The sequence below is a fragment of the Pseudoduganella sp. R-31 genome (assembly GCF_049913235.1).
In the GTDB taxonomy this organism is placed as follows: Bacteria; Pseudomonadota; Gammaproteobacteria; order Burkholderiales; family Burkholderiaceae_D; genus Rugamonas.
Genome location: NZ_CP183986.1, coordinates 6,356,251 through 6,379,366 on the forward strand (window position 1 = coordinate 6,356,251; position 23,116 = coordinate 6,379,366).

The 23,116-nt window shown below is 63.5% G+C and carries 16 protein-coding genes; 2 read left to right on the forward strand and 14 right to left on the reverse strand.

Annotated elements, in window-relative coordinates:
* Positions 1-4: 4 nt before the first annotated feature.
* From ACN9MY_RS29060 to ACN9MY_RS29115, 12 genes are all read right to left on the reverse strand, one after another.
* On the reverse strand, positions 5-778 hold the full coding sequence (locus ACN9MY_RS29060; protein ID WP_426165459.1) for a hypothetical protein: 774 nt from the start codon (positions 776-778) through the stop codon (positions 5-7).
* Positions 779-792: 14 nt separating this feature from the next.
* Positions 793-1,569 carry a PEP-CTERM sorting domain-containing protein gene (locus tag ACN9MY_RS29065; RefSeq protein WP_426165461.1) on the reverse strand — a complete coding sequence of 259 codons (777 nt, stop codon included), beginning with the start codon at positions 1,567-1,569 and terminating at the stop codon, positions 793-795.
* A 559-nt stretch (positions 1,570-2,128) separates the two neighbouring features.
* Positions 2,129-3,652 carry an FAD-dependent monooxygenase gene (locus ACN9MY_RS29070; RefSeq protein ID WP_426336510.1) on the reverse strand — a complete coding sequence of 508 codons (1,524 nt, stop codon included), beginning with the start codon at positions 3,650-3,652 and terminating at the stop codon, positions 2,129-2,131.
* 310 nt (positions 3,653-3,962) lie between these two features.
* A complete protein-coding gene (locus ACN9MY_RS29075; RefSeq protein WP_426336511.1) occupies positions 3,963-5,333 on the reverse strand; it encodes a glutamine synthetase family protein in 1,371 nt (456 codons plus the stop codon).
* A gap of 36 nt (positions 5,334-5,369) precedes the next feature.
* A complete protein-coding gene (locus ACN9MY_RS29080) occupies positions 5,370-8,054 on the reverse strand; it encodes a molybdopterin-dependent oxidoreductase (RefSeq protein ID WP_426336512.1) in 2,685 nt (894 codons plus the stop codon).
* A 4-nt stretch (positions 8,055-8,058) separates the two neighbouring features.
* Positions 8,059-9,273, reverse strand: a complete 1,215-nt coding sequence (locus ACN9MY_RS29085; protein WP_426336513.1) for an NAD(P)/FAD-dependent oxidoreductase — start codon at positions 9,271-9,273, stop codon at positions 8,059-8,061.
* Positions 9,270-9,620 (reverse strand): nitrite reductase small subunit NirD, encoded by a 351-nt coding sequence (nirD, locus tag ACN9MY_RS29090; protein WP_426336514.1) that lies wholly within the window; start codon positions 9,618-9,620, stop codon positions 9,270-9,272. Before nirD ends, ACN9MY_RS29085 begins: the two co-directional genes overlap by 4 nt.
* Before the next feature lie 11 nt (positions 9,621-9,631).
* A complete protein-coding gene (nirB, locus tag ACN9MY_RS29095) occupies positions 9,632-12,154 on the reverse strand; it encodes a nitrite reductase large subunit NirB (protein WP_426336515.1) in 2,523 nt (840 codons plus the stop codon).
* Positions 12,151-13,449, reverse strand: coding sequence for an MFS transporter (locus ACN9MY_RS29100; protein ID WP_426336516.1), 1,299 nt, complete (start codon positions 13,447-13,449; stop codon positions 12,151-12,153). The genes nirB and ACN9MY_RS29100 overlap by 4 nt, the downstream gene beginning before the upstream one ends.
* Positions 13,450-13,704: 255 nt before the next feature.
* Positions 13,705-14,334 carry a methyl-accepting chemotaxis protein gene (locus tag ACN9MY_RS29105; protein WP_426319447.1) on the reverse strand — a complete coding sequence of 210 codons (630 nt, stop codon included), beginning with the start codon at positions 14,332-14,334 and terminating at the stop codon, positions 13,705-13,707.
* Between the two features lie 13 nt (positions 14,335-14,347).
* Positions 14,348-15,472 (reverse strand): CmpA/NrtA family ABC transporter substrate-binding protein, encoded by a 1,125-nt coding sequence (locus tag ACN9MY_RS29110; protein ID WP_426319448.1) that lies wholly within the window; start codon positions 15,470-15,472, stop codon positions 14,348-14,350.
* 36 nt (positions 15,473-15,508) lie between these two features.
* The gene (locus ACN9MY_RS29115) at positions 15,509-16,102 is read right to left on the reverse strand and encodes an ANTAR domain-containing response regulator (protein ID WP_426336517.1); all 594 of its coding nucleotides are present in this window, start codon (positions 16,100-16,102) and stop codon (positions 15,509-15,511) included.
* Positions 16,103-16,151: 49 nt separating this feature from the next.
* On the opposite strand from ACN9MY_RS29115, the gene ACN9MY_RS29120 reads away from it, so the two are divergent.
* A complete protein-coding gene (locus tag ACN9MY_RS29120; protein ID WP_426165483.1) occupies positions 16,152-16,763 on the forward strand; it encodes a DUF2238 domain-containing protein in 612 nt (203 codons plus the stop codon).
* Between the two features lies 1 nt (position 16,764).
* The gene (locus ACN9MY_RS29125) at positions 16,765-17,670 is read left to right on the forward strand and encodes an AEC family transporter (protein WP_426165485.1); all 906 of its coding nucleotides are present in this window, start codon (positions 16,765-16,767) and stop codon (positions 17,668-17,670) included.
* A 1-nt stretch (position 17,671) separates the two neighbouring features.
* Here the strand turns inward: ACN9MY_RS29125 and ACN9MY_RS29130 are convergent, their stop codons facing one another.
* Both ACN9MY_RS29130 and ACN9MY_RS29135 read right to left on the reverse strand, forming a co-directional pair.
* Positions 17,672-18,262: a UdgX family uracil-DNA binding protein gene (locus ACN9MY_RS29130; RefSeq protein ID WP_426165487.1), complete on the reverse strand. Its 591-nt coding sequence runs from the start codon at positions 18,260-18,262 to the stop codon at positions 17,672-17,674.
* 117 nt (positions 18,263-18,379) lie between these two features.
* The gene (locus ACN9MY_RS29135) at positions 18,380-23,029 is read right to left on the reverse strand and encodes a glycoside hydrolase family 2 TIM barrel-domain containing protein (protein ID WP_426336518.1); all 4,650 of its coding nucleotides are present in this window, start codon (positions 23,027-23,029) and stop codon (positions 18,380-18,382) included.
* Positions 23,030-23,116: the final 87 nt, after the last annotated feature.

Below are 23,116 nucleotides of genomic sequence, written 5' to 3' on the forward strand. Positions count from 1 at the left end.
GTGCCTACCCTGCCCGGCGAACGCTGCGTTGTTTCACCACGCCCAACAGGGCCAGGCCTGCAGCCAGCATGGCATAGGTGAACGGCTCGGGAATCGGGATGGTGCCAACCGCGGTCTGTGCCGCGAACTCGAATGACAGGTCTACATAGATTTCGTCGTCCGTGGTATTGGCAAAGCCCAGCCAGAAATTCTCCACATTGGTGCTGCCTGCGCCTGTCGCCAGCTCGACGGTCCGCGTCAGGTACGTCCACAGCTCCGGCTGTCCAGCGGAGCGCATTTCGATCAGCGTGCCGGCCTTGCCCCAGGAGACTGAAAAGTCGGGGTCCTGGCGGATGACCGAGTATTCGGCCGTGCCAGCGACGGTCAAGGCCGCGTTAGGTGCAAGGAAGAACCCAAAGCGCTGATCCAGCCATGCGTTCGCCTTGCCGCCCGGGCCAAGATCGCTGTGGGCATCCGAAACGGCTCCGATGGATCCAGTCATGCCATACATGGCTTGCGCGGACGAATGCGCTGTCGCCAGACCAAGAATATCGTTCGCAGTCCCGGTGACATGACGGCTGTCGGTTTGGGTGTTCAGCGCGACCGTGAGATCCCCGGAAAGGCCGTCCGGACGGAAACTTGCGGCGACACCGTCGTCCGGCTGAAGATCGAGGACGCCGAACTGCAGGTTCGTAACGCGCGCGGTAGCGGTGACACCCGCGTCGGCGGCGGCGCTGGCCGCGACAAGAGCCAGCATTGCACCGGCCAGGAATCTACTGAAAGATGGAATGAGGTTCATTGCAGCCCCCTTTGTCAGCACGATTGTCGGCGCAGTGCGCCCAACAGCATCAAGCCCACGGCAAACATCGCATAAGCCGAAGGCTCAGGAATCGATGAAACGATCATGCCCGCGGCGGCCACGTAGGTATCGACCAGCACCTTCATGTCGCCGTCCGAGGGGTTCGCATACATCAGGAAAAAATTCTCGGACCAACTGTCCCCGCCGCTGTCAGGGGCGGTATCCACGAAGTGGCGGAACACGGTGAAAGTTCCCTCCCACGTCTTGATCAGGGCGGCGGCAGAGACGTAACCGAGGGAATCGTAGGTCCCCACGTCCGTTCTGGCGATGGAGGTGGAGGCTTCACCGCGTACTGTGAGCACGCTGTGCGGCGCGATAGTAACGGTATAGTTACGGAAAACGGACGCACCGGTATCTCCCCCGACGGCCAGGTTGTCATACGCGGCGATGCCAGCTTTCATGCTGCCCACCTGATCATAAGAGAATCCCGCGAACGACGGGCCAGAGGTGTAAAAGACCGTTTCGCTCATCCCCTTGGAGATTGAGCGGATGTCATGGCGTTCCAGCCCACCGGGACTGCGGTCGACAAGGTAGCGGCTGACCATGCCTTCCTCTCCATTGATGGTAATGCCGGCCGCTTGGCCATCGCTCGGCGTCAAGTCGATCACGCCAAACTGCAGATTGCTGATTTGAGACTCCGCGACGACACTAGGATCGGCCGCCGCCATGCCGCAGGCAGCGGCAAGCGCGGTACCGAGCAATTCCTTCCGCACGATATGCAAGACGTTCATTGGTGGACCTCGACAGGTATGGGTTGGGGGCTGTCAGCGCGCCCCAGCGCAATAACCGCAAAGTTGTCCTCGCTTGCATCAAATCAGTAACACTTTCGCAATTATTTCGCAGTCTACCTGTCGGATTTCACCGATGTGCTTTCGTTACCCGTGGACATTACGTGGTTGAAGGTGCAGGCCAGCGTCAATGTGCCGCCATCGGGATCGATCGGTTTTTTGCTTCAGCCCAGCTATATTGCAGCAAGCTATCCAATTCAACGTGCTGGCTTGCCAGTACCAGACTCGCCATTGAGGCTACGAAGCCGTCAGGGCAATCGCCATTCAAAAGTTGCGACAGACAGGCCGTTACTCGATGCTGAATTTCATTCACCCTTCGAAGCTCAGAAGGATGAGTAAGCTCATTTGTACCTACCTCATAACTATTTCGTCCAGCTACTGTGAGGTTAAAGCTTAGCCTGGCCAGGAATCGAAGCTGGCATTCAAGGGGAAGTTCATTAATCCAGGTAGCTTCGTCGGAAATTGTTTGCGCAGGTCTTGTAAGAAAATTGGTGAATCGTATTCATGGTTTGCCAAACCATCTGGCTGCAATGGCAGCAGCGTTGCTTCTTTTGCTGGAGGAGTCGCTGGCCCAGGCAACGATGCCGTCAGGACGTATCAACAGCGCGCTTAAATCCAGTCGCTCCTTTGCGGAACTCGCGACGTAGCGAATGCTATCGCCCCAGCGAGCGGCAATCTCCTTGAGCGAGTCGTCCCCGTCGAAGTCGAGCAAAACCCCCTGCCCTTTTCGAAGGTGCAAGTTCAGCCTCGTTCCGTCGGCAAGCTCGAAATCTGGCACGCTACGGCCAGCCAGCGGGTGAGCGTCTCCGAGATCGTAGCGGGTTTCGACGCCCCAAACACGTCCGGCGAAATAGGTCGTGCCATCATTCGTCTGAATCAGGTCGCGGATGATCGCTTCCAGCGCACGCGAACTCGGGCCAGGACGCATCAATCCTACCTGCGCACGGGACCAGTCGAGGATTCGTGCGCCTTCCGGATGCCGTTCGCGTTCGTAACTGTCAAGCAGATCGGCTGGAGCGGTTCCATGCAATGTCGCTGCAAGCTTCCAGCCCAGGTTCATTGCGTCGCCAAGCCCGAGGTTCAGCCCCTGCCCGCCAAGCGGCGAATGTATGTGCGCAGCGTCGCCGGCCAATAGCACGCGGCCCTTCCTGTATTCCGTTGCCTGGTAAGCGCGGTCGGTCCAGGTCGTGGCAAGTTCGAGCTCCGTTACCCTGACGTCGGCGCCGGAAACCTTGCGTAGCACAGTCTCGACATGCTCTCGCGTGATTGGAACGGTGCGATGGAAAGCGCCTCCGTCAAAGTCGACCATGCCGAGCGTGCCGGGTGCTGCGTAGACATACATTCCTGTCGCCGTGTAATGGCGGCCGGGTTTGAGAATGCCCGGTTCAGCAAGCGTGACCTTGGCCGAGTAGCCTGTGAACTCAGGATCAGTGCCGCTAAACCCGATTCGCGCCAACTTGCGCACCGCGCTGCGGCCCCCGTCGCAGCCGACAAGCCACTGCCCTCGAAACTCGCGGCCTCCTGCGAAGACAGTTACGCCAGCTTCGGACTGCTTGAAATCTTCTACGCCGTAACCTCGCAATATCTCGACGCCCAGCTTGTTCGCGCGCGCAGCGAGAACCGCTTCGATACTTGCCATGTCTGTAGCGACAGTGCTGACCTGCCCCGGCAGACGGTACTGCCACTGCATGCTGTCAACCTGGTCGTGGAAAAATTGGATGCCGGCGAAGTGACCTGCGGGACGGCGCGGCTGCTGCAACCAGTGCGCGGCGGCCGGCGCGTCGCGGCTGACTGCACGCTCCTCGATTGGACGCAGCAGGTCGCGGCGGTCCAGGCTTTCGATGGTCGGTACGGTAAGGCCACGCAGCCCGAATGGGAGTTCCTTCAGCGGGCTGTATGGCTCTTGCGCCTGCTCCAGGATGAGCACTGAGCTGCCGGCCATGCGCAACTCGCAGGCGAGAAACAGGCCAACAGGACCAGCGCCTGCAATCAGGACGTCGTGGGAATTGAGTTTGGGGGTATGCAAGTCGAGGCTCCTTTGTCGATGTTCGACCGGAGCGTTTCCTAGCTTGGACTCCGCACGGACGAACAATTGGACGCCAGGTGGCGTCAAATATTCGTCGCGGGGATCTCATGCAAGGGCCAAAGACCAGAGCTTTCGTTACCGAAAGGACTTGGGCTTACCAAACCAAGTCTGCCTTTTCCGACAATGCGGAATATAGCATTAGCTTTAGAAGGCGGTCAATGCTTTGAAAACCGGTAAACCAGGGTCCGACCCATAGGGTCAGACCCGCCAGGGCTACTGTCTGCGATTCTTTTGGCTTTGCGATTTGCTGCTAGACGTGCAGGAGGAGGTGCTCGCGCTCCCAGGGGCTGATCACGCGCATGAATTCCTGGTGCTCGAGGTCTTTCACAGCGGCGTAGACGTCGATGAAACGCTCGCCCAACACCTGGTGCAGCTTTTCTTCCGCCCGTAGCGCGCGCAGTGCTTCGGGCAAGCCTTGCGGCAGTTCGTACTTCATATCATAAGCGCTGCCGGACGTTGGCGCGGTGGGTTCGATCCGTTCGGTCATGCCGAGGTAGCCACAGGCCAGCGTGACCGCCAGCGCGAGGTAGGGATTGGCGTCGGCGCCGATGATGCGGTTTTCAATGCGCCGGTCCTGCACGCCCGATTCCGGCACGCGGAAGCCTACCGTGCGGTTGTCGGTGCCCCATTGGATATTGATCGGTGCGGCCGTGTGCCGCACAAGCCGGCGGTAGGAATTCACATACGGCGCGGCGATCGCCAGCGCGGCGGGCATGTAGCGCTGCAGGCCGCCGATGTAGAACTTGAACAGTTGCGACGGTGCGCCGTCGGCGTCGCTGAAGATGTTCTTGCGCGTGCGTGCATCGAGTACGCTCTGGTGTACGTGCATCGCTGATCCGGGCTCGCCAGCCATGGGCTTGGCCATGAAGGTGGCGTACATGTGGTGCTTGATGGCGGCTTCGCGCAGCGTGCGCTTGAAATAAAACACATTGTCGGCAAGGCCCAGCGGTTCGCCGTGCAGGAAGTTGATTTCCATCTGGCCGGCGCCGATTTCATGGATCAGCGTGTCGACGTCGAGTCCCATCATGTCACAGTAGTCGTAGATGTCTTCGAACAGCGGGTCGAATTCATTCACCGCGTCGATGCTGTAGACCTGACGGCTGGTTTCGGCGCGGCCGCTGCGGCCGATGGGCGCCTTTAGCGGCAGGTCGGGGTCGGAGTTCTTGTCGGTCAGGTAGAACTCCAGCTCGGGCGCTACGATGGGGCACCAGCCCTTGACTTCGTACAGCTTGAGCACGCGCCGCAGCACGGAGCGTGGCGCGAAGTCGACCAGGCGGCCATCGGCGAAGTAGCAATCGTGGATGACTTGTGCTGTGGGGTCGGCAGCCCAGGGCACCATGGTGATGGTGCTGGGGTCGGCCTTCAGCACCATGTCGCGGTCGGTGGGCGAGATGGCGCGGTCGTAGGCGGCATCGTCTTGCGGCGAATTGCCGGTGACGGTCATGCCGAGCACGGCCTCCGGGATGCGCATGCCCCGTACTTCGGTGAATTTAGCCCTCGGCAGTATCTTGCCGCGTGCGACGCCGGTCAGGTCCGGCACCAGACATTCAATTTCGGTGACCCGTTTATCGTTGAGCCACTCATCCATGTCCGTGTAGGTAAAGTTGTCACGGATTGCCATGATGCGCTCCCATAACAACTCTACCACGGGCGGGTTTTACGCGGTTTCCTCCACGCGTACTTCGCTCAGCAGTTTCTTCAGCTCCGGCACGCAGGAACCGCAATTCCCGCCGGCTTTCACACAGGCGGTGATCTGTGCCGGCGTAGTCAGGTTCTGCTCGCGGATCGCTTTGCAGATCGTATTGCGGCCGACGCCGAAGCAGGAGCATACCGTTGGCCCAGTGTCGGCGCCTGCCGCAATCGGGCGGCCAGCCAGCAGCGCTGCGCGGTCGGCCAGTTCCAGTTGCGCCTTGTCGAACAGGCTGGCCAGCCATTGGCGGGCCGGCAGGTCCGGGCGGGCCGAGATGAAGATGCACTGCGCAATGCGGTCGTCGACCAGGTGCACGGCGCGGAATACACCGGAGGTGCGGTCGGCGTATTCCAGCCAGTCGGCATCGTCGTCCTGGATGCCGAGCAGCTGGCGCGCCCAGGTGCCGAAATCTTCGATCGCATTGCGGCCGGCCAGTTCGTAGCGCTGGAAGTCCTTGCCCTGCACCTTGGTCCAGTAGGCCAGTGCATCAAGCTCCAGCCCTTCGCGGCTCAGGATAAAGCCGTGCCATTTGACCGGGAAGCGGTCGACCATCACGGGCGTGTGCTTGAACTCCGGCTCGCCGGAGACTGGGTCGACCACAGGATTCACCACGGCTCCGACGCGGGCGTCGGAAGCGGTCTGGTTGTTCCAGTGAATCGGCACGAAGACGCTGCCGCGAGCAATGCCGCCGCCGTGCTGGACGCGGGCGATCATGCTACCCCATTGGCTGGTGACGCGCGCCAGCTCGCCTTCCTTCACACCGCACAGCAGTGCATCCTGCGGGTGCATGTCGATGAAGGATTCCGGGATATGGTCGGCCAGCTTCGGTGCGCGGCCGGTGCGGGTCATTGTGTGCCATTGGTCGCGCACGCGGCCGGTGTTGAGGGTGATCGGGAATTCGCCGTCCGGCAGGTTGGCCGGTGCGCGCGGCACTGTGGCGACGAAACGCGCGCGGCCGTCGGCGTGCGCGAAGCGGCCATCCGCGAATGGGCGGCTGGCTGGCGGCGCATCGGTGGATGCGGTCGCCGGCCATTGCGTCGGCTGCAGTGCGTCGTAGGCGGATTCACCCAGCGTGGCAAGACCGCCGATGTTGAAGGCGCGCGGCAGTTCGCTGTCGCTATTGCGCCAGGCGCTCAGGCGAGCATGTTCGGTGAAGATCTCGGCGGCGCTGGAGTAGCCAAAGCCATCGTAGCCCATGCGCAGCGCGAACTGCGACAGGATCAGCCAGTCCGCCCTCGCCTCGCCCGGCGCAAGCAGGAAGGCGCGCTGGCGCGAGATGCGGCGCTCGGAGTTGGTGACCGTGCCGTCCTTTTCGCCCCAGGCCAACGCGGGCAGCAGGACGTCGGCGTAGGCATTGGTGTCGGTATCTCGCACCACGTCGGACACCACAACCAGTTCGCAGCGCTCCAGCGCGCGGCGCACCTGGTCGGCGTTTGGCAGGCTGACCACCGGGTTGGTGGCGATCACCCACACCGCCTTCACGCGTCCGGCTTCAATGGCTTCGAACAGGTCGACGGCCTTCAGGCCGGGCTTCGATGCAATGCGCGGCGATTCCCAGAATGTCTGCACGGCGTCGCGGTGCGCGGCGTTGTCCAGGTCCATGTGCGCTGCCAGCATATTGGCCAGGCCGCCCACTTCGCGGCCGCCCATGGCGTTGGGCTGGCCGGTGATGGAGAACGGGCCCATGCCCTGCTTGCCGATGCGGCCGCCGATCAGGTGGCAGTTGATGATGCTGTTCACCTTGTCGGTGCCGGCGCTGGACTGGTTGACGCCCATCGAGAAGCCGGTGATCACTTTCGCCGTCGCGGCGAAGGATTCGTAGAACTCCATCAGGTCCTGCAGGTTGAGGCGGCATGCGCGCGCGACCTCTTCCGGCGTCAGCGTGGCCACTGCCAAAGCGTCTTCCAGGCCGCTGGTATGGGCGGCCACGAACTCCGGATCGACGGCGCCGATACGCGACAGGTAGCCCAGCAAACCGTTGAACAGCCAGACGTCGGTGCCCGGCTTGATTGGCAGGTGCAGGTCGGCCAGTTCGCAGGTGGCGGTGCGGCGCGGGTCGACCACCACGATCTTCAGATTCGGGCGCGCTTCCTTGGCGCGCGTCAGGCGCTGGAACAGGATCGGGTGGCACCAGGCCAGGTTGGAACCGACCAGCACCACCATGTCGGCATGGTCGATATCCTCGTAGTTGACCGGCACCACATCTTCGCCAAAGGCGCGCTTGTGGCCCGCCACGGCGGACGACATGCACAGGCGGGAATTGGTATCGATGTTGGCGCTGCCGATATAGCCTTTTACCAGCTTGTTGGCAACGTAGTAGTCCTCGGTCAGCAACTGGCCGGAGACGTAGAAAGCCACGGCATCCGGGCCGTGTTCATCAATGATGGCGCGCCATTTGTCGGCCACGTGGTCGAGCGCCTCGCCCCACGCCACACGCTGTAGCGAGCCGTCGCCGCCCCGCTCGCGCATCATCGGATAGAGCAGCCGCCCTTCGAGCCCGATCGTTTCGCCCAGCGCAGAACCTTTCACGCACAAACGCCCCTGGTTGGCGGGATGCGCGGCATCGCCGGCAATATCAAACCCGCCTTCCGCACGCGGCGTCGCCGTGACACCGCAACCAACACCACAATAGGCGCACGTCGTCTTAATCATGAATTCACGCAGCCTGCGCGCAAAGCGCCTGCCCAAACAAGAGATGGTTGCGCATCGACGAAATGTCGGTGCGGTTCTGGATCAGGTCGAAGTACCAGGGGCCGTCCTGTACGTCGCCATACAGCACGGCGCCGGTAATGCGGCCGCCGTCGAGCACCAGGCGCTTGTAGACGCCGCGACGCGGATCGCGCAGCACCAGGTCTTCGCGGCCTTCGCCGCCGATGAAGTCACCGACCGAGTACAGGTCAACGCCGGTCACCTTCAGGCGGGTCGGCGTTACCTGCTGCACGTAGCGGCGGTGGCCATTGCCTGCCAGGTGGGCGGCGCAAACGCGCGCCTGCTCCCAGATCGGCGCTACCAGGCCGAAGGTGGCGCGGCGGTGCTGCACGCATTCACCCACGGCGTAGATGCGCGGGTCGAAGCTTTGCAGCGTATCGTCCACCACAATGGCGCGTTCGCAATGCAGGCCGCTACGCTTGGCCAGTTCGATATTCGGGCGTACGCCGGCAGTCATCACCACCAGGTCGGACGGGATTTCGCTGCCGTCGGCGAAGCGCACGGCGGTCACGCGGTCGGGGCCGACGATCTCGCTGGTCTGCGCTTCCATGCGGAAGGACAGGCCCTTCGCTTCCAGCGCCTTCTGCAGCAATTGCGCCGCCGGCTTGTCCAGTTGCTGATTCATCAGCGAATCGGTCACGTGCACCACGGTGACCTGCATGCCCTGGCGCTGCAGGCCGTTGGCGGCTTCCAGGCCGAGAAGGCCGCCGCCGATGACGACCGCGTGACGGTGGTTGCGCGCTGCCTCCAGCATCTGTTCGACGTCGTTGATGTCGCGGAAGGCCAGCACGCCAGGCAGCTCATGGCCCGGCACCGGGATGATGAACGGGCGCGAACCGGTTGCGATCAGCAGGCGGTCATAGCGGACCTCGAGGCCGGAACGGGCTCGCACCAGGCGGCGCTTGCGGTCGATGAATTCGACCGCGTCGCCTGCGTGCAGGGTGATGCGGTTCTGCTCATACCACTCGCGGGTGTTCAGCATGATGTCGTCGACCGTCTTTTCGCCCGCCAGCACCGGCGACAACAGGATGCGGTTGTAGTTGCCGTGCGGTTCGGCGCCAAAGACGGTGATGTCGTACATGTCCGGCGCGAGCTTGAGCAGCTCCTCGACCGTGCGCATGCCGGCCATGCCGTTGCCGATGACGACCAGCGCGGGTTTCATGCCCCGACCCAGACCTTTCCGCCTTCGATGCGTGCGGGCCAGGTCGGCACCGAGTGTTCCGGCGCTTCCAGGCATTCACCGGTCTGCAGGTCGAAATGGTGCTTGTAGATCGGCGAAGCAACCACCAGGCGCTCGCCCAGGTTGCCGACCAGGCCGCGCGACAGCACGGAGGCGTCCGAGTTCGGATCGTAGTTGCCGATGGCGAAGACGCGCGGCTCGCTGCCGTCGTTCAGGTGGAACACGGCGACCTGCTGGCCCTGCAGCAAGGCGCAGACACCGGTGTTCGGGACGATCTGGTCAACGTCGCAGATGGCGGTCCAGGCGGAGGCGGATTGCTCACGATGCATGGCTAGTCTCCTTATGCGATGGCTTTGATTGGGATGCGCTTGCGTTCTTCCACAGTGGCGGGGCGGATCTGGCCGCGCTCTTCCATGAAGACCACGTTGCTGTCTGCTTCCGGGCTGTTGACGAAGTGGCGGAAGCGGGCGCGCGTTTCAGGATTGTTGACGGCTTCCTTCCACTCGCAGGCGTAGGTATCGACCACGCGCTGCATGTCTTCTTCCATTTCGGCGTTGATGCCCAGCTTGTCGTTGATGATCACGTCCTTCAGGTAATCCAGGCCGCCTTCCAGGTTCTCGCGCCAGGTGCTGGTGCGCTGCAGGCGGTCGGCGGTACGGCTGTACAACATCAGGAAGCGGTCGACGTAGGCCACCAGGGTTGCCTTGTCCAGGTCGGAAGCGAGCAGCTCGGCATGGCGCGGCTTCATGCCGCCGTTGCCGCACACGTACAGGTTCCAGCCCTTCTCGGTGGCGATGATGCCGACGTCCTTGCCCTGCGCTTCGGCGCACTCGCGGGTGCAGCCGGACACGCCGAACTTGATCTTGTGCGGGGTGCGCAGGCCTTTGTAGCGGTTCTCCAGCTCAATCGCCAGGCCGACCGAATCACCGACGCCATAGCGGCACCAGGTGGAGCCGACGCAGGACTTCACGGTACGCAGCGACTTGCCGTAGGCGTGGCCCGTTTCGAAGCCGGCTTCGATCAGTTCTTCCCAGATCGCGGGCAACTGGTCGACGCGGGCGCCGAACAGGTCAACACGCTGGCCGCCAGTAATCTTGGTGTACAGGCCGTACTTCTTGGCCACCTGGCCAACGGCGATCAGGCCTTCCGGCGTCACTTCGCCGCCCGGCATGCGCGGCACCACCGAATAGGTGCCATCTTTCTGGATATTGCCCAGGAAGTAGTCGTTCGAATCCTGCAGGCTGGCGTGCTCTTTCTTCAGCACGAAATCGTTCCAGCAGGTGGCGAAGATGCTCGCCGCCAGCGGCTTGCAGACATCACAGCCCATGCCCTTGCCGTGGCGTGCCAGCAGGTCTTCGAAGGACTTGATCTGGCCGACGCGGATCAGGTGGAACAGTTCCTGGCGCGAATGCGGGAAGTGTTCGCAGACGTGGTTGTTCACGTCCATGCCCAGCTTCTTCATCTCGGCCTTCATGATCTGCGTCACCAGGGGCACGCAGCCGCCGCAGGAGGTGCCGGCGTTGCAGCACTGCTTGATGGCGCCGATGCTGGTGGCGCCGCCTGCAACAGCCTCGCAGATCGCGCCTTTCGACACGTCGTTGCAGGAGCAGATCTGGGCGCCGGCCGGCAGGGCATCCACGCCCAAGCCCGGCTTGGCGGCGCCGTCGGATTGCGGCAGGATCAGGAATTCCGGCGCTTCCGGCAATTCGATCTTGTTCAGCATCATTTGCAGCAGGGTGCCGTATTCGCCGGCATCGCCCACCATCACGCCGCCCAGCAGGTACTTGCCGCAGTCCGATACGACGATCTTCTTGTAGACCTGCTTGCGTTCATCGGTGAACTGGTAGCTGCGCGCGCCTTCCGCCTTGGCGTGCGGGTCGCCGATGCTGGCCACGTCCACGCCCATCAGCTTCAGCTTGGTGCTCATGTCGGCGCCGGTGAATTCGGCAGCGTTGTCGCCGCTGATGTGGCGCGCGGTGACGCGGGCCATGTCGTAGCCCGGTGCGACCAGGCCGTACACCATGCCGTTCCACAGTGCGCATTCGCCGATCGCGTACACGTCCGGGTCGCTGGTCTGGCAGTGGTTGTTGATGGCGATGCCGCCGCGCGGACCGACTTCCAGGCCGCATTCGCGTGCCAGGTAGTCGCGCGGGCGAATACCGGCGGAGAACACGATCATGTCGGCGTCCAGCGAAGTGCCGTCGGCGAACTGCATGCGGTGGGTGCCGGCCTCGCCGTCCACGATGGCGGTGGTGTTCTTGCCGGTGTGGACAGTCACGCCCAGGTCTTCGATCTTCTTGCGCAGCACGCGGCCGCCGCCGTCGTCGACCTGCACCGCCATCAGGCGCGGCGCAAATTCAACGACGTGGGTTTCCAGGCCCATGTCCTTCAGCGCCTTGGCGCATTCCAGGCCGAGCAGGCCGCCGCCGATCACCACGCCGGTTTTCGAGCGCGCGCCGCATTCCTGCATGGCTTCCAGGTCTTCGATGGTGCGGTAGACGAAGCAGTCCTTGCGATCCTTGCCTTCCAGTGGAGGTACGAAGGGGAAGGAGCCGGTGGCGATCACCAGCTTGTCGTACGGTAGGACCTCACCGCTATTGCTGGTGACGGTGCGCGCGGCGCGGTCGATCGCGACGGCGCGGCCGTTCAGCTTCAGCACCATGTCGTCGCGGTCGAAGAAGCCCGGCTCCACCAGGGACAGTTCGTCAGCGCTCTTGCCGCTGAAGAATTCCGACAGGTGCACGCGGTCGTAGGCCGGACGCGGTTCTTCGCACAGGATGGTGACTTGTGCACTGCCTGCCGGCAGGGATTTCAGGAACTGGTGGCCAACCATGCCGTGGCCGATGACGACGATCTTCTTCATGCTGCTGCTCCTGCAATGGCGTTTTCTTTTACGGTGGATTCGCTGAAACGTGCAGCCAGTGCGCACAGGGCGGAAACGGCGACGAACACGCCCAGGATCCACAAGGTTTGCTGGGTATTGCCGATGCCTTTCAGCAGGAAGCCTGCTGCCACTGCGCCTACGTTGCCGCCGGCGCCGATGATGCCGGCCACGCCGCCCAGGGCGCGCTTGTCGACGAAAGGCACCAGCGCATACGTCGCGCCGCAGGCCATGTGGGTGAACAGGCCGAATACCAGCATGGCGATCACGGCGAGGGTCACGCTGTCCGCCTTGGCGAAGAACATCAGGCCGATGCCTTCGCCGATCATCATGGCGAACAGCAGGGTGACGCGGCTATTCAGGCTGCCGCGGGCGGCTGCCTTGTCGGAGACATAGCCGCCCAGGGCGCGGGCGAACAGCGCCAGCAGGCCGAAGCTGCCAGCCGCCAGGCCGGCTTGCGGCAGCGTGAGCTTGAAGGTGTCGACGTAATAAGTAGCGGCGATGTTGTGGATGAAGATCTCCACGCCAAAGCAAGCGCCGTAGGTGACGAACAGCAGCCACACGCGGTAGTTGATTGCGGCCAGCTTGAAGCTCGACCAGCCGCCCTTCTTGCCGCCTTCCAGCTCGACGCCGGCAGCGCGCAGCTCGGCGTAGTTGCCTTCCGGGCAGTCCTGGGTGAAGCGGTAGTAGACAAAAGCCATGACCAGCATCAGCACGCCCGGCACCACCAGGGCAGCGCGCCAGCCCATGGTTTCGTTCACGCCCAGCATGACCATGGCGGCCATGATCATCGGCATGGTGGACTGCACCACGCCGCCGCCGGCGTTGCCCCAGCCAGCTGCGGCCGCGTTGGCGGTGCCGACCACGTTCGGCGCAAACATGACCGAGGTGTGATATTGGGTGATGACGAAGCTGGCGCCGACCGCGCCGATCAGGAGGCGGAAGAACAGGAAGCTCTCATAGGTCTGCGCAGCGGCCACGCCCAGCACAGGGATGGCACCCAGCAGCAGCAGGCCGGTGTAGGCCTTGCGCGGGCCGTAGCGGTCGCATAGCGGGCCGATGATCAGGCGCACGACGATGGTGATCGCCACTGCCGCGATATTGATATTGGCGATCTGCGCCGGGGTCAGGCCGAACTCGCCTTTAATCACCGGCATCAGCGGCGCGCAGGCGAACCACGCGAAGAAGCAGACGAAGAAGGCCATCCACGTGAGGTGGAAGGCACGCATCTGCGGCGTTGAGAACGAAAACAGTTTGATGCTGGTCGCTTTGGCCATGTCGTTATCCCTGAAAACAAAAAGGCGTCCGCACAGCCGCTGCCGATCGAATCGTGTCGAAGGTAGCGCTGCGCGGACGCCGTTGTCCGGTTTTGCCGATCCTCCGTTAGACCGACCCTTTACCTATTGCTTTGCAAGACCTGTGCCAGCTCCTTGCAGGGGGAAAAGCGCGTCAATGGGCCCTGCCGAGGGCCGATTTCGCCATCTCGCGGTGCACCGCGCCCAACTATGGTGCACCGCAATAGCGCACGCGGCTCAGGCACTGGCCGCTTGCAGGGCGGCCTTCACCATGTCGTCGATTTCCGTCGTGATATTCGAGAGCACGCCGGCCACCACGGCAAATTCGCGCCCGGCGTGGCCTGCCCGTGCCGCCACCACGCGTGCATTGAAGGTGACCATTTTTGCCTGCCGGGCAATTGTTTCGATATCGGTAATCACGCCGCGCAGTTGTTTCTTCATCAGCACCGCATGCTGCTTGGACTGCTCTTCATAGATAGCGGTAATCTGGTTCAGGACCGCCAGCACGGGCGTGGCCGTTTCCACCAGTTGCTCCAGCGCTGGACCGGCGCGTCCCCGGTCGAGCGCGCGCTGGGCCAGGTCGATGAACTCCTTGATCTGGCGTGCGCCATCGGGCTTGCCGTAGTAGGCTTCCTGCAGCTCGGGGCAGAAAATGCCGGGCAGCGTGTCGCTGCCGTTCAGGAGAACGTGGTGCGCTTCGCGGAACAGGTTCAGCGCATCCTGCGCCGTTGCGGCGGCGCCGGGCTGGCCCTGGGCCGCCAGCACCGCATACAGCACCAGCCTTTGAGAGGTAAAGCGGCGGCGGCCGGACAGGTTGATCAAAGCGCCGAATACTTCGCCCGACAGGGGCTTGGCCGGTTCCTGCATGGATTCTCCTTCGCTACATGTGGATGTCGAAGGAGCCGGCGTAGCGCTCGGGGTCCTTGCCATCCCAGGTGGTCCCGTCGATGAACACCGAGCTGCGCAAGGTGCTGGCGGGGATCGGAGTCTCCGTTATTTCCGCCGCCTCTTTATACAAGGCGGTCTGGTGGACCTTAAGGGCCACGCCGAGGTAGTCGGGCGAGGCCTTGAGCAAGCCCCAGCGCTTTTGCTGGGTCATGAACCACATGCCGTCCGACAGGTAAGGGAAATTGGCCGCACCCTCCTGGTGGAAGCGCATGCTGTGCGCATCTTCCCAGCTGCGTCCCATGCCGTCTTCATAATGGCCGAGGATGCGCTGCCAGATCACGTCCTTGCCGGTATTGACGTACTGGATGGCGGAAATGATCTCGGCCATCGCCATGCGGTTGGCGGAACTGGCGTCGATCCAGCGGCTGGCCTCCAGCACGGCGGCAACCAGGGCGCGCGCGGTATTGGGGTGGCGGCGCACAAAATCGGCGGTGGTGGCCAGTACTTTTTCCGGATGGTCGGGCCAGATCTGCTGGCTGGTGGCGATGGTGACGCCCACGCCGTCCATCACGGCGCGGTGGTTCCACGGTTCGCCGGCGCAGAAGCCGTCCATATGCCCTGCCGCCAGGTTGGTCGCCATCTGCGATGGCGGCACCGTGATCACGCGCGCTTCCCGCAAAGGATGCACGCCATGCGCCGCCAGCCAGTAGTACAGCCACATGGCGTGCGTGCCGGTCGGGAAGGTCTGGGCCCAGCGCAGCTCACGCTCGTGCGACAGGGCGGCAACGGCGGCGCCGTCGCGCACGCCCTCCTCCGCCAGGCGGCGCGACAGGGTAATGGCCTGGCCGTTGCGATTCAAATTCATCAAGATTGCCATGTCGCGCCGCACCGAGCCCACGCCGAGGTGAGTTGCATAGACAAGCCCGTACAGCGCATGGGCGGCATCGAGTTCGCCGCTCAGCAGCTTGTCGCGCACGCCGGCCCACGACGTTTCCTTGCTCAATACGATGCGGATGCCGTGCTTGCGGTCCAGCCCAAGCACGGACGCCATCACCAGCGACGCGCAATCGGTCAGCGGGTTGAAGCCAATCCTGACGATGTCTTTTTCAATCTGCATACTTCACTCCTGCCGGGAATGCACCATCACGGTGCATCAGCCAAGCAAATCCTCCGCGTCCAGGATGCGCTGCGCCAGTTCGGCGAGCTTCAGGTTCTTGTTCATGGCCATGCTGCGCAGCTTCTGGAAAGCCTGGTCTTCGGTCAGGCCCTGGCGCGCCATCAGGATGCCCTTGGCGCGGTCGAGAAGCTTGCGCTCGGCCAGCTTGAGACGGGTGCCTTCCAGCTCGTCCAGCAGCTTCTGTTCGCGCTTGAAGCGCACCAGCGCCACGTCCAGCACGGGCTTGATGCGCTCGGGCTGCAAACCCGCCACCACATAGGCGGAAACCCCCGCCGCCATTGCCGCTTCCATGGAATCGGTCTTGTCGTCTTCGGTGAACATGACGATGGGGCGGCGCTCGTCGCGGGTGGCGATGACGATGTGCTCAAGCACGTCGCGCGCATCCGATTCGGCGTCGACGATGATCATGTCGGGCTGCAGGCGGGCGATGTGTTCGGGCAGGTGGAAATCGGCCGGCAGCGAGGCGATAAGGTCGTACCCCGCCTCCGCCAGCCCGGCCTGCAGGGCGTGCGCGCGTGCCTCACTTTCGTGCGGCGGGTGAATCAAAACGATGCGTAACGGGCGGCTCATGCTACTAATCGAGCAAGAACCGGGCCAGCTTTCGAGTTACTATTCGCATATGAACAAAACAATCTCCCCCTTGCACCTGGCGCTGGGCGCCATTGTTCTTTTGGTATTGGCCTGGTCGGGCATCGGTCCTTATGACCGTGCGACCTGGTGGATGGAAGTGGCGCCGGCGCTGGTGGCCTTGCCGCTGATGGCAGCGACTTACCGCAGCTACCGCCTGACGGACCTGCTGTATGTGCTGATTGCGGTGCATTGCGTGATCCTGATGGTGGGCGGCGCCTACACCTATGCGCGGGTGCCGTTCGGCTTCGACCTGCAGCACTGGTTCGGGCTGTCGCGCAACCCTTACGACAAGATCGGGCATTTTGCGCAGGGCTTCGTACCGGTCATGGTGGCGCGCGAAATCCTGCTGCGCGGCCGCCACCTCCCGGCCGGGAAGATGCTGGCCTTTATCGTGCTCTCCATCGTGCTGGCGATCAGCGCGACCTATGAGCTGATCGAATGGGGCGCTGCCGTGGCGCTGGGCCAGGGCGCGGACGAATTCCTCGGCACCCAGGGCGACCCGTGGGATACGCAGTCGGACATGTTCATGGCCCTGATCGGGGGCATCGCCGCCCTGCTGACGCTGACCCGCCTGCACGACCGCCAACTGGCTGGCCGCTAAGATGCTTGGCTCGATCATCCCGGTCTTCCTGCTGATCATGCTGGGAGTGGCGATCCGCCAGTCCCGCTGGATGCCGGACGATTTCTTTCCCTCGGTCGAGAAGTTCTCGTATTTCATCGCCTTCCCTGCCCTGCTGTTCACCGGTATAGCGCGGCTCGACTTCCACGGCCGCATGGTGGAGGAACTGGCGCTGGCGACGCTGCTGCCGACCTTTATCGTGGTCGGCATCGCCCTGCTGGTGCTGCTGTTCTGGCGCGGGTTGCCCGACCCAAGCCGCTCCTCCGTAGTGCAGGGCGCGATGCGGCCGAACAGCTACTTCGGGATTGCGGTCTCCGCCCTGTTCTTCCAGCCGCAGACAGCTGCGCTGGTGATGCTGGCGCTGGCCTTATGCCTGCCGGTGGTGAACGTGGTCTCGATCCTGGCCCTGTCATGGTGGAGCGGCAGCAAGGCGGACCTGGGCAAAGTGGCGAAGACGCTGGCGACCAATCCCATCATCCTGGCGACACTGGCGGGGATGGTTTTCAGCCTTGGCGGGCTGGCCCTGCCGGCGCCGTTGATGAACACACTGGATATCCTCGGCAAGTCGGCGCTCGCGCTTGGCCTGATCAGCGTCGGGAGCGGCCTGGTGTTTTCCATGGAAGGCCTGCGGCCCGCGGCGCTGGCCTTTACTTCCGTTCTCAAGCTGCTGGTGCTGCCCTTTGTGGCATCGCGCGTGTGCCTGGCGTTCGGCGTGTCCGAACCCGTATCGCTGGCGGCCTGCTTCTACTGCGCGCTGCCGACCGCCCCTAACGCGTACATCATGGCGCGGCAACTTGGCGGCGATGCGCGGCTGATGGCGTCCCTGATTACGCTGCAAACGCTGCTGGCGGCAGCCACGATTCCGCTGAGCCGGATGCTCTCAGCTTAGGTTATAGCAGACGCTTTGCTTCGAGCAGTGCATCGATGATGGCCTGGCGCGCTGCGGCACGGGCTTCGCTGCCGGGGACGCGCAGCGCGTAGGCGGGATGGTAGGTGGCGATGATCCAGCGGCCGCCCCGCTCTACCGGCTGGCCCATATAGTCTTTCAACGCCACGCTGCCGCTTTGCAGGACAGACTTCAGCGCAGTAGCGCCAAGGGCGACGATGATGTCTGGCGCCACGCTTTCCAGTTCGGCTTCGAGCCAGTAGTGGCAAGCAGCGACTTCCTTCTGCGCCGGCGTCTTGTGCATTCGGCGCTTGCCGCGTGGTTCCCATTTGAAGTGTTTGACCGCGTTGGTGATGTAAACCTGGCGGCGGTCGATGCCGGCTGCCTCCAGCGCCTCATCCAGCAGGTCGCCTGCCGGGCCGACGAAGGGTTTGCCGGCCAGGTCTTCCTGGTCACCCGGCTGCTCACCGACCAGCATCAGCTTTGCATGGCGCGCGCCCTGCCCGCCGACAGGCTGCGTGGCATTGCGCCATAAATCGCAGCGGCGGCACTCATCCAGCGTGGAGGGACGTTGCTCATCCGGCTTGGCTTTCATCCGGCCATTGTACGGCGCACCCGGCAAAGCGGCGCACGATGCAGGGAAGAAAAAAAATGGCACGGGCGGCTGGCGCCCGTGCCACGAATACTAGCCTGGCTGGGAGTGCCTGGCCGGTCAGAGAGACACAGTAAAGTCGTCGATGTCGACGTAGCCACCCTGGGCGCTGGATGCTGCGCTGAACAGGCCCATGCGGGCGCCGACCCAGCGGCCCACGGTGGCGGTGAATGGCATGCCGATTTCCTGGAAGCGCTTTTGGTCCAGGCTGTAGCTGAAAACGGTGCGGCCGCCTTCCGTCACCTGCAGGCGCAGGTAGACGCGGCGCGCAGGAAGTTCGATGCCCGCCTGCTCTTCGTCGCGGCAGCCGGCCATCGCCTTCAAGCAGGTTTTCAATACAAGGCGGTTGGCGCCGCCGCTGCGCTGCACGCCGATCCAAGCGTAATCGAGGCCGTACATCAGCAAACCGCTGCTGTCGCCGTCGGCCATGCCGGACAGGTCAAGGCTGGCAGTGGCGGTGAAGCGCTCGGCCGGAAGCTTCTGCATCAACAGGGAGGCGCGGTTCCACAGGCTTCCCTGTTGCTGGGCCTGGGCGTCGAACTGGGAGAACAGGCGCAAGTGGCCGGGGCGGGCCTGGAGCGAATACCACTCGCTGCGCCAGTTGGCATTCCATTGCCATTGCAGGCCGAGTTGCGGGCCGTCGAAATTGTCGCTGGTGGCCGGGGCCACGGCATTGAATGCGCCGGCGACCGGCTGGCGATAGTTGCTGACTGGTTGGCCGATGCCTTTGCCATCCTGCTGTTCGCCCATCACCGGCCAACCATCCTGCCAACGCATCGGCTGCAGGTGGACGATGCGGCCATAGGCGCCCTTGTCCTGGAAGTGATAGAACCAGTCGCTGCCATCCGCCGCCTGCACCCATGCCCCCTGGTGCGGGCCGTTGACGGCCGTGCGCCCTTGGGCCAGCACGATCTTCGCTTCATACGGTCCTTCGATGCTGCGCGAGCGGAACACCGATTGCCAGCCCTGCCCAACGCCGCCAGCCGGGGCGAAGACATAGTAGTAGCCCTGGTGCTTGTACAGCTTGGGCCCTTCCAGCGTGTGGTAGCCGGTGAACTTGCTGCCGTCGATGGCGACGCTGCCTTTGTCGTCCAGCAGGCGGCTGGCGTCGGGCGCCATGCGGCGCAGCGTCAGCAGGTTGTTGATGCCGGCGCGGCTGCGCGCCCAGGCGTGCATCAGCCATGCGCTGCCGTCGTCGTCCCAGAATGGCGCTGGATCAATGATGCCTTTGCCGGGTAACAGCAGCGTAGGCGCACTCCATGGGCCGCGGAAATCGGGTGCCGTCATCACGTACACGCCCTGGTCCGGGTCGGGATAGAAAATCCAGAACTTGCCATCGTGATGCCGCAACGCCGGTGCCCACACGCCCTTGCCGTGCGCGGGACGCTCGAACTGTGCGGCCGGCACCAGTTGCGGCAGTGCGTGGCCGACCAGCTGCCAATGCACCATGTCGCGCGACTCCAGCAGCGGCAAACCGGGGGCGTTGTTGAAACTGGACGCGGTCATGTAGTAAGTGTCGCCGACACGGATCACGTCCGGGTCGGAATAGTCGGCGTGCAGGATCGGGTTGCTGTAGTCCGGCGCCAGGGCCTTCGCCACCGGCTTGGCCGCAGTGGGGGAAATGGTGAAACTGTAGCGCGCCGGCTGCAGTTTGATGCGATAGCGCGCCAGCGGCCAGCCATCCGGACTCCAGCCGGTATCGCCGCCCACGCCTGCCTGCGCAAGGTCCACCAGCAAGCTGCCATCGCCATGCGGCGCGATGTCGGTGTTATGGCGCTCGCCGCGCGGGCGCAGGTAAAGGTCTTCGTAGGGGAAGGCCAACGCGTTCATCGACAGCGGTACGGGGCCCGCTACGCGGATGCCTACACCGTCGGCATCGGTCAGCGAGAGCCAGCGCACGCCGGTCTTGTTGCCGCTTTCCTGCGGACGCATATAGCCTGCATAGTATTGATCGGCGACCTTGCCGCTGTAACGGCCAAGAGCGGCGCCGGTCAGGCGGTCGGCGTAGGATTCGCGCGGGCCGCGGCCATACCAGGTTACAGTGTCCAGCGCGGCGCTATGGTTGAAACGCATGCCGATGCGCATTGGTTCCGGCAGGTCGTCGCGCAGCGGGGTAAAGGCAGCTTCCACCTGCAGCTTGCCGTCCGGCGCCATGCGGTAGGCGCTTTCCCATTCCGCTGCGCCGGCGCCGAACGCGTGTTGCACCTTGACGAAGTCATGGCCCGCTTCGATCGCGCGAACTTGGCGCTGCTCGGTGAAATGCTGCCATATCTTCTGGCGCTGTTCGGCACCCGTGCCTTCGTCATTGTCGGTCGCGCCGCGCCAGAAGTTCGGCATGCCGCCATTCAGTAGCAGCTGTCCGTTGGCACTGTAGTTTACCAGGCCGGTACTGGTGTCGATCTCCAGCTTTGCATTGGCGGCAGCCAGGGTAATCGAACCGGCGCTGCGCTGCGGAGCGATAAACTTGCCGGATGGCGCCTTGGCGGCCGGCGCGGAGGCAACGATGAACTGGCTCCAGCCGAGGATTGTTCCTGCCTCGACACCCGGGACCGCACCTTCCCTCACCTTTGCGCGCAGGGTCAGGACCAGCTCTCCTCCTTGCGGCGCGGCCGATGGCAGCTTGAAGGCGAAGCTGCGGGTAGCGCCGGCGGGCGCATTCACACCTTCCAGCTTGCCTGTGGCGATCTGCTCGCCGTCGCGCGCCAACATCCAGTCGAAGTCGAAGCCGGACAGGTCGCGAAAGTCGTAGCGGTTCACTACCGACAGCTTGCCGCTGCGCGGGTCGCCTTCGAAGACGACGGGCGAATACACTTTCTGCAGTTCGTAGTATTCGGGCTGCGGCGCGCGGTCGGCCGTGACCACGCCGTCGCCTACCACGCTGTTGTCGCCGCGTTCAGGATTGAGGTCGAAGCCGGAGGCCCAGTATTCGCGGCCTTGCGCATCCTTGGCGCGCACGCCCTGGTCGACCCAGTCCCACACGAAGCCGCCCTGCAGCTTGCGGTACGAGCGGATCACCTTCCAGTAGTCTTCCAGGTTGCCGAGCGAGTTGCCCATGGCGTGGGCATATTCGCATTGGATCATCGGCTGCAGGTAGCGTGGATCGCGCGCATAGCCGGCTATCTTGTCGATATCGTCGTACATCGGCGCGTAGATGTCGACGTAGGCGTTCGGCAGGTGCTCCTCGCCAAGGGTGCCGTGGCCCAGGTAGCTTATCAGGCGGCTCGGATCGCGCTGGCGGATCCATGCGGCGGCCTGCTCGAAGTTCATGCCGGTGCCGGCCTCGTTGCCGAGCGACCAGAAGATGATCGATGGATGGTTCTTGTCACGCTCGACCATGCGCGAGACGCGGTCCAGGTGGGCGTCCTTCCAGCTTTCCAGGTAGCCCAGCTGGGTTGCGGCGCGCGTCGCGGGATCGGTTGCGGCGTCACCCTTCTGCATGTATTCATGCGACTCGATATTGGCTTCGTCCATCACGTACATGCCGTATTCGTCGGCCAGTTCGTACCAGCGCGGGTCGTTCGGGTAATGCGAGGTGCGCACGGCGTTGATGTTGGCGCGCTTCATCAGCTCCATGTCGCGCCTCATCGATTCCAGCGACATTACGCGGTAAGTATCCGGGTCGTGCTCGTGGCGGTTCATGCCCTTGATCATCACGCGCTTGCCGTTCACGCGGACCTCGCTCTGCGCCACTTCGACCGTGCGGAAGCCGATCTTGCGCGAAGTGGCGGACAACAGCTTGCCGCCTGCATCGCGGTATTCCAGCTGCAGGCGGTACAGGTTTGGCGTTTCGGCCGACCAGGCTTTCACGTTGGGCAGCGTGGCGCGCAGCGCAGGAACCTGACCGGCAGTGATCGCGGCGGCCGCGCTCCAGACGCTCCTGGCGCCATCATAAATGGTGGCGACGATGCTGCCGCCGGCAGGCAGGCCCGCCATGGCGGCTTCCAGCGCAAAGATGCCGTCGCGGTAGTGGGCCTTGTCCAGTGCGGCAGTGACCGTGAAATCGCGCAGGCGCGCCTTCGGCTCGGCATAGATGTAGACGCTGCGTTCGATGCCGGACACCCGCCAGAAATCCTGGTCCTCCAGGTAGGAGCCGTCTGCCCAGCGATACAGTTCGATCGCGATGGTGTTGCGGCCGGCGCGCACGAATTTGCCGATGTTGAATTCGGACGGCAGCTTGGAGTCTTCCGAGTAGCCGACTTTTTCGCCGTTGATCCAGATGTAATAAGCCGCACCCGCGGCGCCGATGTGCAGGAATACGTCGCGTTCCTGCCAGCCTGCCGGCACCTCGAAATCGCGCCGGTAGGATCCTACTTCGTTCAGGTCATGCGGAATGAAGGGCTGGTTGGCCGGGAAAGGGTATTTGATATTGGTGAAAATGGGCTTGCCGTAGCCTTGCGCCTGCATCATGCCCGGAACCTGGATGGTCTTCCAGCTGCTGATGTCGTAACCGGGCTTGTAAAAGTCCACCGGGCGCTTGTCGGTTCCCTGCGTGTAGGCGAACGACCAGGTGCCGTCCAGCGAACGGTAATACTGCGATGCCGCCATATCGCCCGCCACTGCCTTTTCCACGCTCTCGAAATTGAAGAACGTCGCCTTCATCGGCTCGCGATTGAGCGCAACTACTCCTGGCTGTTCCCATTCCGGGGTGGCCGCTGCGCAGCCGAATGCGGCTGCCATGGCAAGGGCGGCGAAGATATAACGAATACTCACTGCATGCTTCCTTTAAAAAACGCCGGACCACGCCATTCAGGGCGAAGTCCGGCATCAAGGTGCTGGGATGGCACCGGAGAAAACAAA

Bases quoted from the DNA above. Each gene is read 5' to 3' on its own strand.
- nirB (WP_426336515.1), bottom strand. From the start codon at position 12,154: ATGAAGAAGATCGTCGTCATCGGCCACGGCATGGTTGGCCACCAGTTC.
- ACN9MY_RS29075 (WP_426336511.1), bottom strand. From the start codon at position 5,333: ATGGCAATCCGTGACAACTTTACCTACACGGACATGGATGAGTGGCTC.
- ACN9MY_RS29130 (WP_426165487.1), bottom strand. From the start codon at position 18,262: ATGAAAGCCAAGCCGGATGAGCAACGTCCCTCCACGCTGGATGAGTGC.
- ACN9MY_RS29120 (WP_426165483.1), top strand. From the start codon at position 16,152: ATGAACAAAACAATCTCCCCCTTGCACCTGGCGCTGGGCGCCATTGTT.
- ACN9MY_RS29115 (WP_426336517.1), bottom strand. From the start codon at position 16,102: ATGAGCCGCCCGTTACGCATCGTTTTGATTCACCCGCCGCACGAAAGT.
- ACN9MY_RS29125 (WP_426165485.1), top strand. From the start codon at position 16,765: ATGCTTGGCTCGATCATCCCGGTCTTCCTGCTGATCATGCTGGGAGTG.
- nirD (WP_426336514.1), bottom strand. From the start codon at position 9,620: ATGCATCGTGAGCAATCCGCCTCCGCCTGGACCGCCATCTGCGACGTT.
- ACN9MY_RS29110 (WP_426319448.1), bottom strand. From the start codon at position 15,472: ATGCAGATTGAAAAAGACATCGTCAGGATTGGCTTCAACCCGCTGACC.
- ACN9MY_RS29065 (WP_426165461.1), bottom strand. From the start codon at position 1,569: ATGAACGTCTTGCATATCGTGCGGAAGGAATTGCTCGGTACCGCGCTT.
- ACN9MY_RS29060 (WP_426165459.1), bottom strand. From the start codon at position 778: ATGAACCTCATTCCATCTTTCAGTAGATTCCTGGCCGGTGCAATGCTG.
- ACN9MY_RS29080 (WP_426336512.1), bottom strand. From the start codon at position 8,054: ATGATTAAGACGACGTGCGCCTATTGTGGTGTTGGTTGCGGTGTCACG.
- ACN9MY_RS29085 (WP_426336513.1), bottom strand. From the start codon at position 9,273: ATGAAACCCGCGCTGGTCGTCATCGGCAACGGCATGGCCGGCATGCGC.
- ACN9MY_RS29105 (WP_426319447.1), bottom strand. From the start codon at position 14,334: ATGCAGGAACCGGCCAAGCCCCTGTCGGGCGAAGTATTCGGCGCTTTG.
- ACN9MY_RS29100 (WP_426336516.1), bottom strand. From the start codon at position 13,449: ATGGCCAAAGCGACCAGCATCAAACTGTTTTCGTTCTCAACGCCGCAG.